Source organism: Flavobacterium sp. GT3R68, assembly GCF_007109225.1.
In the GTDB taxonomy this organism is placed as follows: domain Bacteria; phylum Bacteroidota; class Bacteroidia; order Flavobacteriales; family Flavobacteriaceae; genus Flavobacterium.
In genome coordinates this window covers 186,050-201,067 of sequence record NZ_VJZK01000003.1, presented here as the reverse complement: position 1 = coordinate 201,067, position 15,018 = coordinate 186,050, and the positions used below count along the sequence as shown (strand labels likewise).

Annotated in this window: 12 protein-coding genes; 5 read left to right on the top strand and 7 right to left on the bottom strand. The window is 36.7% G+C overall.

All coding sequences use genetic code 11. The features are described from left to right. Positions 1 to 40: 40 nt before the first annotated feature. The gene (locus FNW07_RS07375; protein ID WP_126742852.1) at positions 41 to 1,273 is read right to left on the bottom strand and encodes a hypothetical protein; all 1,233 of its coding nucleotides are present in this window, start codon (positions 1,271 to 1,273) and stop codon (positions 41 to 43) included. 52 nt (positions 1,274 to 1,325) lie between these two features. Beyond that, positions 1,326 to 2,424, bottom strand: a protein-coding gene (gene prfB, locus FNW07_RS07370) for a peptide chain release factor 2 (protein ID WP_126742851.1) whose coding sequence is annotated in 2 segments (ribosomal slippage) — positions 1,326 to 2,360 and positions 2,362 to 2,424 — 1,098 coding nt in all. Because the reading frame shifts where the segments join, the coding sequence is not laid out codon by codon here. Positions 2,425 to 2,472: 48 nt separating this feature from the next. On the opposite strand from prfB, the gene FNW07_RS07365 reads away from it, so the two are divergent. Beyond that, entirely contained in the window at positions 2,473 to 3,501 is a 1,029-nt protein-coding gene (locus tag FNW07_RS07365) for a low specificity L-threonine aldolase (protein ID WP_126742850.1), read from the top strand. A 42-nt stretch (positions 3,502 to 3,543) separates the two neighbouring features. Here FNW07_RS07365 and FNW07_RS07360 read toward each other — a convergent pair whose 3' ends face one another. Further along, positions 3,544 to 3,864 (bottom strand): YbaB/EbfC family nucleoid-associated protein, encoded by a 321-nt coding sequence (locus tag FNW07_RS07360; protein ID WP_126742849.1) that lies wholly within the window; start codon positions 3,862 to 3,864, stop codon positions 3,544 to 3,546. A gap of 137 nt (positions 3,865 to 4,001) precedes the next feature. Here FNW07_RS07360 and FNW07_RS07355 point away from each other — a divergent pair, with 137 nt between their 5' ends. Together FNW07_RS07355 and FNW07_RS07350 are read left to right on the top strand one after the other, a co-directional pair. After that, entirely contained in the window at positions 4,002 to 6,062 is a 2,061-nt protein-coding gene (locus tag FNW07_RS07355) for a S9 family peptidase (protein ID WP_126742848.1), read from the top strand. Positions 6,063 to 6,141: 79 nt separating this feature from the next. Further along, positions 6,142 to 7,182 (top strand): PLP-dependent cysteine synthase family protein, encoded by a 1,041-nt coding sequence (locus FNW07_RS07350; protein ID WP_126742847.1) that lies wholly within the window; start codon positions 6,142 to 6,144, stop codon positions 7,180 to 7,182. A gap of 69 nt (positions 7,183 to 7,251) precedes the next feature. On the opposite strand, the gene FNW07_RS07345 is transcribed toward FNW07_RS07350, so the two are convergent. The 3 genes from FNW07_RS07345 to gcvT form a co-directional block, all read right to left on the bottom strand. Further along, a complete protein-coding gene (locus FNW07_RS07345) occupies positions 7,252 to 9,036 on the bottom strand; it encodes an ABC transporter ATP-binding protein (protein WP_126742846.1) in 1,785 nt (594 codons plus the stop codon). A gap of 102 nt (positions 9,037 to 9,138) precedes the next feature. After that, complete coding sequence (locus tag FNW07_RS07340; protein WP_126742845.1) at positions 9,139 to 9,849, bottom strand: YebC/PmpR family DNA-binding transcriptional regulator; 711 nt, start codon at positions 9,847 to 9,849, stop codon at positions 9,139 to 9,141. Between the two features lie 54 nt (positions 9,850 to 9,903). Next, positions 9,904 to 10,986, bottom strand: coding sequence for a glycine cleavage system aminomethyltransferase GcvT (gene gcvT, locus FNW07_RS07335; protein WP_126742844.1), 1,083 nt, complete (start codon positions 10,984 to 10,986; stop codon positions 9,904 to 9,906). A 141-nt stretch (positions 10,987 to 11,127) separates the two neighbouring features. Here gcvT and FNW07_RS07330 point away from each other — a divergent pair, with 141 nt between their 5' ends. Then, entirely contained in the window at positions 11,128 to 11,976 is an 849-nt protein-coding gene (locus FNW07_RS07330) for an NAD(P)H-hydrate dehydratase (protein ID WP_126742843.1), read from the top strand. Positions 11,977 to 12,007: 31 nt separating this feature from the next. On the opposite strand, the gene FNW07_RS07325 is transcribed toward FNW07_RS07330, so the two are convergent. Beyond that, a complete protein-coding gene (locus tag FNW07_RS07325) occupies positions 12,008 to 13,363 on the bottom strand; it encodes a TlpA disulfide reductase family protein (protein ID WP_126742842.1) in 1,356 nt (451 codons plus the stop codon). Positions 13,364 to 13,489: 126 nt separating this feature from the next. Between FNW07_RS07325 and hutH the strand changes: the two genes are divergently transcribed. After that, the gene (gene hutH / locus FNW07_RS07320) at positions 13,490 to 14,998 is read left to right on the top strand and encodes a histidine ammonia-lyase (protein ID WP_126742841.1); all 1,509 of its coding nucleotides are present in this window, start codon (positions 13,490 to 13,492) and stop codon (positions 14,996 to 14,998) included. Positions 14,999 to 15,018: the final 20 nt, after the last annotated feature.

Genomic DNA, 15,018 nt, shown 5'->3' with positions numbered 1-15,018 from the left:
TCCAAAAATTTCTGGAGTTTTTTATATAAATTCATAAAATTTAAAATATTTTATATCCTAAAATAAATGATATGTTTTTAAAACTGCTGGTACGTGAAATATAGTCACTTATATCTTGTGAGCTATAATACCTTGCTTCCAGACTCAGTTTCTTATGACTTAATCCTAGACCAAACATGTATCTGTTAAGTGTTCCTTCAAACGTAAGATCTATATTATCAGAATCTTGGGATTTAAGATCTGAAAATTTGATAATACTCATATTATGTCCAAGACTCAAAAATATTTTAGAATCATTATTTAAAAACATATAGTACCTGATACCAGCCGCTAAGTCTAAAAATCTTCCCTTAATCTCCATTGTTTCACTTTTAGGACCTGAGATACTATTGTAAGTATACACCCCGGAAGATTTATAATTTGAATAAGAGGATTCTACAAACACAGACCATTTGTTTTTATTAAAAGGTAGTATGTATTCAATTTGTGCACCAAATACAGGATAGCTTTTGGCATCAAAATTAAGTGTGGTTTTGTAATAATCCAGATTGTCTATCGAGAGAGAAGATTGGTTAATACCAGCAATCACTTTGAATTGAAACATTCCTTTTTTATTCACCGAAGATTCGGTTAATGCATCCGTTTTATCTCCTTTACATTGGTTATAGCTTTGAAAATATTTTGCCAGACTATTTTCTGTATAACTGATTTTATCAAAAGATTTTGGCGGTGCATTATTACAGTTAACATCGGTAAATAATTGGGATCTGTAAAAATTATTGGTTTCTAGGTGGCCATTAAAGTCTACCTGTTTGAAAAACTGTTTATAGATTAACTGTTTGGTTGGGACATCTTTTGTACTGTAAAAATATTTTTTCTTATTGACACCGGAATAAAGATAAAGATTCGCACTTCCTGCTACAAGTTGTTTCAGAAAAACTCTTTCATTTTTGAAAACCGGATTTCTTTCCTTGCTTAATAAGTTAAGATCTTCCGATGACTGATCGATATCGATATCATATCGGATGTAGCGTAACGCATTACCGATACCAAATTCACTGACATCATTAATACCGATCTTTACATCTTCTGATCCTTCCGCCAGTTTATATTGAATTTCAGTAGGGGTATTTTCCCAATCCATATTTTTGATCAGACATTCGGTTTTTAAATTGCCATTATTTATAAAATAGCCTTTTTCATAATTAATCTGGGCAAAAGAAGTGAACGAAATTACTGTCAATAACAGTAAATAGTAGGATTTAATTTTCATGTTTTGTTTTTAAATTCGGAGGCAATAGTACTATTTTATTTTTAAAGTACGACTATTCTTCACTTTTTTGTCCCATCATCATCAGAAAAGCTTTCAGGAACTCGTCTATTTCCCCATTCATTACCCCTTCCACATCGCTGGTTTCATAACCTGTTCGGACATCTTTGACCAGTTTATAAGGATGCATGACATAATTTCGGATTTGTGAGCCCCATTCGATTTTCATTTTTCCAGCCTCAATATCAGCACGCTGTGCCTGCTGTTTTTTTAGCTCAATTTCATACAATTGAGAACGCAGCATTTGCATCGCACGTTGGCGATTGTCTTGCTGCGAACGTGTTTCTGAACATTGAATCTGAATTCCCGTGGGTTTATGAAGCAATTGTACTTTGGTTTCAACCTTATTCACATTCTGTCCTCCGGCACCACTGGAGCGCGAAGTAATAATTTCGATATCAGCAGGATTAATATCAATTTCGATGCTGTCATCCACTAACGGATAAACATATACGGAAGCGAACGAGGTATGACGTTTTCCATTACTGTCAAAAGGAGAAATCCGTACCAAACGATGCACACCATTTTCACCTTTCAGGTAACCAAACGAATAATCGCCTTCAAATTCGAGTGTAACGGTTTTTATACCGGCGGCTTCCCCTTTTTGGAAATTCAGTTCCTTTATTTTATAACCGGATTTTTCGCCCCACATCATATACATACGCATCAGCATTTCAGCCCAATCGCAACTTTCGGTTCCACCGGCTCCTGCCGTAATTTGAACCACGGCACTCAAACTGTCGCCTTCATCAGACAACATGTTTTTGAATTCGATCGCTTCGATATGATGGGAGGTACGGGCATATTGTTCGTCTAGTTCTTCTGTCGTTAGTTCGCCTTCCCTATAAAACTCATACGCTAATTGTAATTCGTCAGTCAGGTCGACTGCCTTATTATAATCTTCTACCCATTTTTTCTTAGAACGAAGATTTTTTATATAGATTTCAGCATCTTTCGGATTGTTCCAAAAATCAGGTGCCAGTGTTTTTTCTTCTTCGTTAGTGATTTCTATTAATTTGGCATCAACGTCAAAGATACCTCCTCAACGCACCAAGGCGCTCCACAATACCTTTTATTTGTTCGGTAGTTGTCATAAATTGTGTAATTTTGTTCTCGCAAAAATACCATTTCATTTTTATATTATGGAAATAAATTTAGTAAGTGATACTGTAACCAAGCCTACCCAGGAAATGTTGCGCTTTATGTTTCAGGCAGAAGTAGGGGATGATGTTTACAAACAGGACCCGACCGTTATTGAACTCGAGGCCAGAACCGCTAAGATGTTCGGATTGGAAGCCGGATTGTTTTTTCCATCGGGAACAATGGCAAATCAAACTGCGATTAAATTACATACTCAGCCTGGGGAACAGTTAATTGCAGATAAATGGGCACATGTCTATAATTATGAAGGCGGTGGCGTTTCGTTCAATAGTGGGGTTTCCTGTTGCTTATTGGAAGGAAACCGAGGAATGATTACTGCAGAGCAGGTAGCGGGGGCGATTAATCCACCAGAGTTTTATCACAGTCCGCTGACCAGTTTGGTTTGTGTTGAAAATACAACCAACAAGGGAGGAGGAGCCTGTTATGATTTTGAAGAATTTAAAAAAATCAGAAAGGTTTGTGATGACAATAATTTGAAATTTCATCTGGATGGCGCCCGAATCTGGAATGCTTTGGTTGCAACCAATGACAATCCGGAAGCTTATGGAGAAGTATTTCATACCATTTCGGTTTGTTTTTCCAAAGGATTGGGTGCGCCAATAGGTTCTGTTTTATTATCTGATAAAGAAACCATTAACAAAGCCTTACGGGTTAGAAAAATATTGGGAGGAGGAATGCGTCAGGTAGGTTATTTGGCGGCAGCCGGAATCTACGCATTGGATAATAATATTGACCGGTTAAAAGAAGACCATCGACGTGCCAAAGAACTTGGAGCGCTGTTGCAAAACCTGAATTGGATTGAAAAAGTAGAGCCGGTAGAAACCAATATTTTGATTTTCTCGGTAAAAAAAGGACTGAACGAGCATTTGCTTATTGAAAAACTGAAGGAACGGAACATTCATATCAGTTCGATGGGACATGGCAAATTACGGATTGTAACCCATTTGGATTATCGGGAGGTCATGCATAACTACGTTCTGGAAACCCTGGAAAGAATTATCGTTAAATAATAAAAAACCCTTTCAGATTCTGAAAGGGTTTTTTATTATGATTTATTTGAACATATCTTCCATTCCCGGAATACTCGGCAAATCCATTTTGGTAACCGCGTCCATTTCCGTCTGATTTACATTAGCCGCTTTTTCAATGGCTTTGTTCATCACTACAATTAAATAATCTTCCAGCTGATCTTTGTCTTCCAATAAAGAGTCATCAATTGTAATTGATTTTATTTTGCTGTTGGCTGTCAGGGTTACTTTTAATAAACCATCAGTGCTTTGCTCATCAACTAAAACAGTATCCAATCTCTTTTTGGTATCTTCTATTTTTTGTTGGGTTTCTTTAAGTTTACCCATCATTCCCATTAAATCCATGTGTATAATTTTAAAATTATTGAACCACAAATTTACGATTCCAATTTAAAAAAACTATAAGAAAATAGATTTAAATGCATTCAATTTGATTGCCTTTGTCTTATTTTTGTAGTACATTATTTAAAGATGATACCAATATGCCAGAAATAATACTTCCTCCGGTTGCCAAAAAAATACTTAAAACATTAAAAAAATTCGAAGACTCCAGAATTGATAATTACTTTTGGCTAAATGACAGGGAAAATCCGGAAGTGATTGATTATCTGAATAAAGAAAATGAGTATTATCAAAAAATGACTGCCCATACCAAAGACTTCCAAAAGGAATTATTTGAAGAAATGAAGAGCAGGATAAAAGAAGATGATGAATCTGTACCTTATTTATATAACGACTATTATTATCTGACGAGATATGAAAAAGGAAAAGATTATCCAATTTATGCCCGTAAAAAAGGAAGCTTGGATGCCAAAGAGGAAATTTTATTCAATTGCAATGAATTAGCCGCCGGACATCCTTATTTTCAGTTGGGTGGAATGAGCATCAGCCCTGATAATAAATTTGCCACTTTCGCGGTAGATATTGTTGGAAGAAGAATTTACACGCTTCGGGTTAAAAATTTAGAAACTGACGCCATGTTAGACGATGTAATCGAAAATATCACCGGTACTTCTGTCTGGGCAAATGACAATAAAACGATATTTTACTCGACACAGGACGCCATTACGTTGCGTTCCGATAAAATTTTCAAACATAAATTAGGTTCTGATCCTAAAGAAGATGTCTTGGTTTATTTTGAAAAAGATGAAACTTTCAACATCGAAATAGCCAAATCAAAATCCAGAAAATATCTTGCTATCGAAGCTGGAAGTACCCTTACGACAGAGTACAGAATATTGGAAGCCGATAATCCGGATGGAGAATTCAGGATGTTCCAGAAGCGTGTCAGAGGTTTGGAATACAGCATCAATCATTATGGCGACAGTTTTTATATCATGACCAATAAAGACAAGGCCGAGAATTTCAAGTTGATGAAAACTTCCATTGAGGCGACATCTAAGGAGAATTGGGTCGAAGTTATTGGGCACCGGGAAGATGTTTTATTGGAAGATATCGAGATTTTCAGGGACTTTTTGGTTGTTGAAGAACGTACCAATGGCCTGAATAAAATCAGGATAATGCCGTGGAGCGGAGAACGGGAGTATTATCTTCCTTTTGAAAGTGAAACCTACACTGCAAGTACAGGCGCGAATGTTGATTTTGAGACTGAAATTTTGCGTTACAGCTACCAGTCGATGACCACACCTTCTTCGGTTATTGACTTTAATATGAGAACCAAGGATAAAGAAATCAAGAAAGAGCAACAGGTTCTCGGTGGCAAATTTGATAAAAATAATTACGCGGAAGAAAGAGTTTGGGCTACCGCAGCAGATGGGACGAAAATTCCAATTTCACTGGTTCACAGAAAAGGACTGAAAAAAGACGGTAAAAACCCGTTACTTCAGTATGCCTACGGATCTTATGGACATTCTATGGATGCCACATTCTCTTCCACACGATTGAGTTTATTGGACAGAGGATTTATTTTTGCCATTTCTCATATTCGCGGAGGCGAGGATTTAGGCCGAATTTGGTATGATCACGGAAAATTATTAAAAAAGAAAAATACTTTTACCGATTTCATTGACTGTTCCAAATTCCTGATTTCAGAGAAATATACGTCACCCCAACATTTATATGCGGAAGGCGGTTCAGCCGGAGGCTTGTTAATGGGCGTAGTAGTGAATTCGGCACCTGAATTATACAACGGAATCATCGCTCAGGTAGCTTTTGTCGATGTGGTTACGACGATGTTAGATGACACAATTCCATTGACAACTGGAGAATATGACGAATGGGGAAATCCAAACGTAAGAAAATATTACGATTACATGAAGTCATATTCCCCATATGATAATGTGAAACCACAGGATTATCCGAATATGTATGTGTCCACAGGACTTCATGATTCTCAGGTACAGTATTGGGAACCAGCTAAATGGGTGGCCAAATTGAGGGCGTTGAAGACAGATAATAATCTTTTACTATTGGATACCAACATGGATGCAGGGCATGGAGGAGCTTCCGGAAGATTCGAAGCGCTAAAAGAATTAGCTAAGGAATTTAGTTTTTTGTTAGATTTAGAAGGAATTAAAAAGTAATTAAAAAATTTTTACTTAAATTTGCCCGTATTTGAGGTTTAATAAAATTAAAGTATTTGCCTTGATTAACTATTTTTTTATGAAAGAAGAAATAAAAGCGTATAATAATGTCTTGGAATTAATAGGTAATACACCACTTATTAAACTAAATAAAGTTACAGAAGATTTAAAAGGTAATTTCTACGCAAAAGTAGAAGCTTTTAATCCTGGACACTCTACCAAAGACAGAATTGCACTATATATTATTGAAGAAGCGGAAAAAAGAGGAATTCTTACTCCAGGCGATACCATAATTGAAACTACGTCCGGAAATACCGGATTCAGTTTGGCAATGGTTAGCATAATCAAAGGATATAACTGTATTTTGGCAGTGAGTTCTAAGTCTTCCAAAGACAAGATTGACATGTTACGCAGTTTAGGAGCAAAAGTTTATGTTTGCCCGGCTCACGTTTCTGCTGATGATGAACGCTCTTATTATAATGTTGCAAAACGTTTACACGAAGAGACCAAAGGTTCTGTTTATATCAATCAGTATTTTAATGATTTAAACATTGAAGCGCATTATAAATCAACCGGTCCCGAAATTTGGGAGCAGACTTCTGGAAAGATCACGCATCTTGTTTGCTGTAGTGGAACAGGAGGAACTATCTCCGGTGCTGCCAAGTATTTGAAAGAACAAAATCCAAACATCAGGATTCTTGGTGTTGATGCTTTTGGTTCGGTATTGAAGAAATACCACGAAACAAAAGAATTTGATAATGAGGAAATCTATCCGTACCGAATTGAAGGTTTAGGAAAAAACCTGATTCCAACCGCTACTGATTTTGATTTGATTGATAAATTTATCAAAGTTACCGACGAAGAAAGTGCTCATGCAACAAGAGAAATCGCAAAACGTGAAGGTTTATTTGTAGGATATACTTCCGGAGCTGTACTTCAGGCAATCAAACAGTACGCAGAAGAAGGAGAATTTGACAAAAATAGTAATGTAATAGCTATTTTCCCAGATCACGGTTCCCGTTACATGAGTAAAGTGTTTAGTGACGACTGGATGAATAAACAAGGTTTCTTTGACAGCATCAACGAAGAAGAAGCACAAAAAATTGAATTTATAAAATAGAGATTCCTTTATTTTTAGATATAAAAACTCCAGAGCTTTCTGGAGTTTTTTGTTTTACACAGATTTAAACTAAAAGTCAGTGAACTGAAGATTACTTAAATTCTTATACATTCCATTTTCAATATCGAGCAATTCTTTGTGGGTTCCCTGTTCGGATATGACGCCTTTATTCAGTACTAAAATTTTATCAGCATTCCTGATTGTGGACAACCGATGTGCAATAATGATGCTCGTTCGGCCTTTCATTAAAGTCTCTAATGCTTCCTGAACTAATTTCTCGCTTTCACTGTCTAATGAAGATGTTGCTTCGTCCAGGATTAAGATACTTGGGTTTTTTAACAGGGCACGTGCAATAGCAATACGCTGGCGTTGTCCGCCCGATAATTTGATTCCCCGTTCTCCAACCAGGGTTTCAAACTTTTCAGGGAAACCATTGATAAAATCCAACGCGTTGGCTTGTTTGGCAGCCAGAAAAATTTCTTCATTAGTAGCATCCGGTTTACCATAAGCGATATTTTCTTTAATGCTTCCGCCAAATAGAATAACATCTTGAGGAACAATGCTCATATTACCCCGAAGTTGCTCTAAATCAAAATCGTAAATACTTTTCCCATCTATCAAAATCTCACCATCGTTGATATCATAAAAGCGAAGCAATAAAGAGGATATGGTTGACTTCCCCGCGCCACTTGGACCAACGAGAGCGATCTTTTGTCCAAAATCAGCGGTAAAATTAACATTTTCCAGGACCACTATCTCTTTTCGGGAAGCATAACTAAAGGAAACGTTCTTAAATTCGACATTCCCTCTTATTTTTTCTTTTAAAGCAGCATTGGTACTGTTTATCTTTTCCGGAATTTCTTCCAATAATTCAAAGACACGTTCGGTGGCACCAACTGCTTTTTGGATTTGGGCATACAATTCGGCAATTCCACCAAAAGAAGCACCAACAAAAGTAGAGTAGAGAACGAAGGTTATCAATTGTCCAACAGTCATTTCTCCTTGGATGCTTAGGGTAACGCCGTACCAAACAACAGCAACAATAGAACCAAAAAGACAGAAAATAATAAAAGAGGCGAAGTAACCACGGTATTTTCCGCCCTTAATGGCGATTTTTGCAATTTCAGCAATTTTACCATTGTATCTGGCAATTTCATACCATTCGTTGGCAAAAGCCTTTACATTGGTAATTCCTTGTAAGGTTTCCTCAACAATTACTTGGCTTTCTGCTACCTGATCTTGTACTTTTTTGGAATATTTCCGGATAAAACGCCCAAAGATAACCGCAGCTATAGCCACTAATGGTACAACGGAAAGCATCATCAAGGTCAGTTTCAGACTTTCATTTGCCAATAAGATAACACCACCAATTATCAATATGAATTGTCTTAAAAATTCGGCGATGGTGGAAGTTAACGTATCCTGGATTTGGCTGATATCAGAACTTATCCGGCTGTTTAATTCGCCAACCCGCTTCTGCGAAAAGAACGACATGGGCAATTTGATCAGATTCGTGTATAACGCCAGACGCAGATTCACCAAAGTATTTTCGGTAAAATTGATAAATAAGGACAATCTGAAAAAGGAGAAGAAAGACTGCAGGAGTAAAATACCGATCAGCATCAGCGCAATTTGGTCGGCCTGTTCCGCATTTTTATTTTTCACGCAATCAACCAGTACACCCATTAATTTTGGAAAGGCTAATGCAGTGGCACCTGTCAGCAATAAAAAGAATAATCCCACATAAAATTTCCATTTATTCTGACCCGCATATTTGAATATGAGCAGGGATTTATGGAGTGTGGTTTTATTGATTTTTGCTTTGGGCAAATCATTCTCTTTGTAACGTGCCATTTTTTTTCTTGTAAAAGTAAATAATATTAACGTACTGGTATTTTATATACTGAAAAACTCCAGAGAATATACTGGAGTTTCTTGATTAAATATAAAAGGGTATTACTCCTCCATCGTATGATACACGTTCATGACGTCGTCATCTTCTTCAATTTTTTCAATCAATTTCTCTACATCGGCCATTTCAGCTTCTGTTAGTTTTTTGGTGATTTGAGGAATACGCTCAAAACCGGAAGAAAGGATTTCAATGGTTCTGCTTTCCAATTCTTTCTGGATGGTTCCAAAGCTTCCGAATGGCGCATAGATTAAGATACCGTCTTCGTCTTCGAAAACTTCTTCAGCACCAAAATCAATCAATTCTAATTCCAATTCTTCAGGATCCAGTCCATTCGCAGGAATTCTGAAGTTACAGGTATGATCGAACATGAATTCTACTGAACCCTGTGTTCCTAATGTCCCGTTACACTTATTGAAATAACTTCTGATATTGGCAACAGTCCTGTTGTTGTTATCGGTAGCTGTTTCTATTAAGATAGCGATACCATGTGGCGCATATCCTTCGAATAATGCTTCCTTATAGTTGGCGGTATCTTTATCTGTCGCTTTTTTGATGGCACGTTCCACATTTTCCTTAGGCATATTAGCTGCCTTAGAATTCTGGATTACGGCTCTTAATCGTGAATTTGCCTCTGGATTTGGCCCGCCTTCCTTAACGGCCATTACAATATCTTTTCCAATTCTGGTAAAAGCTTTGGCCATCGCTGACCAGCGTTTCATTTTTCTACCTTTTCTAAATTCGAATGCTCTTCCCATTTCTAATCTCTTTTAACAATTCAAAATTATAATTTTCTAACTTTCTATATATTTTTATTTCTTGTAAAATGGCAATTTTACCACTTTGGCAGGAACATCATTTTTTCTGATTCTGATGAAAATTTCATTGTCTATAGTGGAGAACGCAGTTGGAACATATCCCAAACCGATTCCGATATTCATGGAAGGTGACATAGTTCCTGAAGTTACAATTCCGATTGCATTTCCGTCTTTGTCGACAATTTCATAATCATGGCGTGGGATCGCACGATCCTGCATTTCGAAGGCCACTAATTTTTTTGAAACACCTTCTTCTTTTTGTTTTTTCAGATTGGCAGAATTGGTAAACTCCTTGTCGAATTTAGTAATCCAACCCAAACCGGCTTCTAGAGGGGAAGTAGTGTCATTAATATCATTTCCGTACAGACAGAAGCCCATTTCCAGACGCAAAGTATCACGTGCCGCCAAACCGATTGGCTTGATTCCAAATGTAGCTCCGGCTTCAAATATTTTATTCCAAATTTGTTGGGCATCTTCGTTTTTGAAATAAATCTCAAATCCGCCTGAACCTGTATATCCTGTCGCCGAAACAGTCACGTCTTTCACACCGCCAAATTCGCCCATCTGGAAAGAGTAATACGGCATGTTTATCAAATCGATTGACGTCAAGGATTGCATTGCCTCAGCAGCTTTTGGACCTTGAATAGCCAATAGCGAAAAACCATCTGAAAGATTTTCCATTTCAACACCCAAATCATTATGGCTGGAGATCCAGTTCCAGTCTTTTTCGATATTAGAAGCATTCACTACTAACATGTAATGATTGTCTGCAATTTTATAAATGATTAAATCATCAACAATTCCGCCTTCATTGTTTGGCAGACAAGAATATTGTGCTTTCCCGTCAACTAATTTGGAAGCATCATTTGAAGTTACTTTTTGGATTAAAGCCAACGCATTTTCACCCTTCAAAAAGAATTCACCCATATGTGAAACATCAAAAACACCCACACCATTACGGACCGTTTCGTGCTCAACGTTAACCCCTTCATATAAAACAGGCATGTTGTACCCTGCAAACGGTACCATTTTTGCTCCTAAACTTTCGTGAACGTGTGTTAATGCTGTATTTTTCATTTTGTATTGTATATAAATTTGAAGTCGCTAATGTATTAATTTTTTACGGAGTGGCAAAGGTCAGTAATCCCAAATTTAGATTGGTTTTTCAACAATAATTGGCAAATAATTCGTAGATTTAAAGTGGATAAATACATTTTTATGGAAAATCATTGCCAAGTCAATAAACACGAAATTATTAAAAGATATAAAGTCATAGATAAATTCACCCACAAGGGAATTCGTGGCCATGCAATGATTATTGGTGGTAGTTATGGAAAAATGGGTTCCGTGATTTTGGCTTCTAAAGCGTGCCTGAAAACGGGTTGCGGATTAGTGACTGCATTTATTCCTAAGTGTGGATATGATATTGTGCAGATTTCAGTTCCGGAGGTGATGGTTGTTACAGATGATTATTTGGAACATATTACCTCCATTAATTTTGACTTAAAACTACAGGCTATAGGAATCGGAATAGGGATGGGACAGCACCAGGAAACACAACAGGCCTTTTTTCATTTCCTCAAAATGAATAGATTGCCACTGGTAATCGATGCTGATGCCTTAAATATTCTGGCGTTAAACATTGAATGGCTCGCCTTATTGCCAGGAAAAACTATATTAACACCACATCTGAAAGAATTGGAACGTTTAATTGGCGGTTGGAATTCGGATATAGAGAAAATAGATAAGGTGAAACATTTATCCAAAGAATACAATCTGATCGTAGTGATAAAGGGAGCACCGACAATGATTATTGATGGCGATGAAGTATTTGAAAACACTACCGGAAATCAGGCTTTAGCCACGGCCGGAAGCGGTGATGTACTTACTGGAATTATCACCAGTCTTGTTGCACAATCGTATAAACCGATAGACGCGGCAATTCTGGGTGTATACCTGCACGGATTGACTGCTGATATTGCCTTTTCGGAAATGAGCTACGAATCCTTTATTGCATCGGATATTATTGCGACCATAGGCGAAGCCTACTTGCATATCATAGCATAAAAAAGCCCTTCAATCTGAAGGGCTTTTTTTATTATATTTTTAAATCACTGAATAACGTAATCAGTTTTGAATCCGAAGGCCTTGGCGCATCGGCACTGATGATATTGCCATTTGGATCAATAAGAATAAATCGTGGAATCCCGTCAATTGCATATTCTTTTACGAATTTCGAGTTCCAGTCACTATCAGCAAATAATTGAATTCCTGCCAATTGCTTTTCGGTTACGAATTTATTCCACTTTTCATGATCTTTCATGGCATCGATTGAAATACTCACAAATTCAATGTTCTTACCATGGTATTGTTCTTCCACTTTTTTAAGCGATGGAATTTCTTTTCGGCATGGACCGCACCAGGTTGCCCATACATCAATATAAACATATTTCCCTTTAAGGCTTTCCAGTGAAGTTTTTCCTCCTTTATGATTTTCGTAATCAAAAGCCGGAGAAGGTTTCCCTGCTGAAAGCGTCTTAACCTTATTGTATTTTAATGTCAAGTCTTCTTTGAATTTGGCATCTGTTGAAATGGCAATGATGTCATTATATAACTGTTGCGCATCAGGATTTCCAGCATTTACTTCGTATGATAAAGTCTGTACCAATGCATTTTTGATAGATTGGCTTTTATAGCTTTTAATGATCGGAAGTGCATACTTCCCACTTAATTCTTCTTCGTTCATTAACAGGGATCCAATTTTTTCTCCAAACTTTGTATTGACAATTTGCTTATAAGTATTGGAAAATAAGAAATCATTGTCATTGTCCAAATCTATTTTTGAATCGAATTTCGGAAAATTTTCAGAAGGTTTGAAGCCCTCTATTTTTGCATAATGCGTATGATAACTAGGATAATTCACGATATACAATTGTTCCAGATAATTGATGTTCGCTAATTCCTTATTTTTGAAATTAACATCTGAAAATTTATTTTTTTTGTATGCTGCCGTTACGGAACTCTTAATTTCATTGATCTTTTTCAAAAATTCCTCTTCGGTCAATTTGTAGAGGACCTCATTGGTAATTGCGGAGGTAATTTTGGATTTCTCAATAAGATATTCATTTTCGACACTTCCTTTTCCGGTGAATTTCAGCGTTGTATTGAAATCCTTATCATCAGCATTGATAACCATAGTGGTTCCTTTTGATAAATAAAGGGAAGCTCTGTTGTTTTTCGTAGCAATAGTATACGTGCCGATATAATTAATATCAAATGTTTCTGAAAATGATCCATCCCCCTGCAAAGTAATTTCTTTGCTGAATGATTCCCCTTTAATCCAGATTTTTCCCTCCGGGACATTTAGAATTTTACCAGATAACATTACTGTTTCCTTTGCATGGGTAAAAGAAGCTAAAACAAAAAATAAGAATAAGAAAATAGTATTTTTCATAGGTATGGGTTATAGTTACCCAAAAGTAACCAAAATTTTAAATGATTATTATTATTTTAAATATTATTAACAAACCTTGTTTATTAGCTTGTATTTACGGAATTTTGGGCGACAAAAACAACCAACATGGACAATTACCATTATATCAGTACGGACGTACTGAGTTTAGAACAACTGCAGGAAATCACCACTCAAAATAAAACACTGGCCTTATCGGAAGAAGCTAAGGTTAATATACAAAAATGCAGAGAATATCTTGACAAAAAAATGCAATCCCATGATAAACCGATTTATGGTATTAACACTGGATTTGGTTCGCTTTGTAATGTGATAATTTCTAATGAAAATTTGTCGCAGTTACAGGAAAACCTGGTAAAGTCCCATGCGTGCGGAATTGGAGAAGAGGTACCCCAGGAGATTGTAAAAATAATGTTGCTTTTAAAAATTCAGTCTTTGAGCTACGGTTTTTCAGGAGTACAATTAATCACTGTGGAGCGTCTGATTGATTTTTATAATAATGATATTTTACCTGTAATTTATACACAGGGTTCTCTTGGAGCTTCAGGGGATTTAGCACCTTTGGCTCATTTATCTTTACCACTTTTGGGTGAGGGAGAAGTCTATTTCAAGAGACAAAAAGTACAGTCGAAGGATGTTTTAGATCAATTTGGATGGTCGCCAATTGTTTTACAGTCTAAAGAAGGATTGGCTTTACTAAACGGAACCCAATTCATGAGTGCCTACGGTGCCCATATTTTAATCAAAGCTACTAAATATTCCTATTTGGCCGACTTAATCGGAACTATTTCCTTAGAAGGTTTTGACGGAAGACAAGAGCCATTTAACGAATTGATTCATTTTATCCGTCCTCATAAAGGGCAAATTGTAACTGCTAATCGTGTAAATAATTTCCTTGACGGAAGCCAGATTATTGCACAGGAAAAAGCACATGTACAAGACCCGTATTCTTTCCGTTGTATTCCGCAAGTGCATGGTGCTTCGAAAGATGCGATAGATTATGTAAAGAAAGTATTTAAGACGGAAATCAACTCCGTAACCGACAATCCGAATATTTTTATTGAAAGTGATCAGATTATTTCCGGGGGGAATTTTCACGGACAACCGTTGGCCATCTCGTTGGATTTTCTTGCCATCGCATTATCCGAATTAGGCAGTATTTCTGAAAGAAGAACCTATCAGTTAATTTCAGGTTTGAGAAACCTTCCTGCATTTTTAGTTGATAATCCGGGATTGAATTCCGGATTTATGATTCCACAATACACTGCAGCAAGTATTGCCAGCCAAAATAAGCAATTGGCAGCTCCAGCCAGTATCGATAGTATTGTTTCATCAAATGGGCAGGAAGATCATGTAAGTATGGGCGCCAATGCAGCGACAAAAGCGTTGCGAGTTATGGATAATCTGGAACGTATTTTAGCGATTGAATTAATGAATGCTTCGCAGGCAATCGAATTCAGAAGACCTTTACAATCCAGTGAATTTATAGAAATGTTTTTGAAATCGTATCGTGCCGAAGTACCTTTCGTAAAAGAAGACCGAATTTTGCATTATGATATTGTGAAAACTGTCGACTTCTTAAATAGTTTTCAGATAGAGGAGGAGTTGTTTAACTAAGAACTTCTCATATAAATCGA

What these genes read in the sequence shown, in the direction of transcription:
- FNW07_RS07375 (WP_126742852.1), bottom strand. Translation starts at nt 1,273, where the DNA reads ATGAAAATTAAATCCTACTATTTACTGTTATTGACAGTAATTTCGTTC.
- FNW07_RS07365 (WP_126742850.1), top strand. Translation starts at nt 2,473, where the DNA reads ATGGAAATAAATTTAGTAAGTGATACTGTAACCAAGCCTACCCAGGAA.
- FNW07_RS07360 (WP_126742849.1), bottom strand. Translation starts at nt 3,864, where the DNA reads ATGGATTTAATGGGAATGATGGGTAAACTTAAAGAAACCCAACAAAAA.
- FNW07_RS07355 (WP_126742848.1), top strand. Translation starts at nt 4,002, where the DNA reads ATGCCAGAAATAATACTTCCTCCGGTTGCCAAAAAAATACTTAAAACA.
- FNW07_RS07350 (WP_126742847.1), top strand. Translation starts at nt 6,142, where the DNA reads ATGAAAGAAGAAATAAAAGCGTATAATAATGTCTTGGAATTAATAGGT.
- FNW07_RS07345 (WP_126742846.1), bottom strand. Translation starts at nt 9,036, where the DNA reads ATGGCACGTTACAAAGAGAATGATTTGCCCAAAGCAAAAATCAATAAA.
- FNW07_RS07340 (WP_126742845.1), bottom strand. Translation starts at nt 9,849, where the DNA reads ATGGGAAGAGCATTCGAATTTAGAAAAGGTAGAAAAATGAAACGCTGG.
- gcvT (WP_126742844.1), bottom strand. Translation starts at nt 10,986, where the DNA reads ATGAAAAATACAGCATTAACACACGTTCACGAAAGTTTAGGAGCAAAA.
- FNW07_RS07330 (WP_126742843.1), top strand. Translation starts at nt 11,128, where the DNA reads ATGGAAAATCATTGCCAAGTCAATAAACACGAAATTATTAAAAGATAT.
- FNW07_RS07325 (WP_126742842.1), bottom strand. Translation starts at nt 13,363, where the DNA reads ATGAAAAATACTATTTTCTTATTCTTATTTTTTGTTTTAGCTTCTTTT.
- hutH (WP_126742841.1), top strand. Translation starts at nt 13,490, where the DNA reads ATGGACAATTACCATTATATCAGTACGGACGTACTGAGTTTAGAACAA.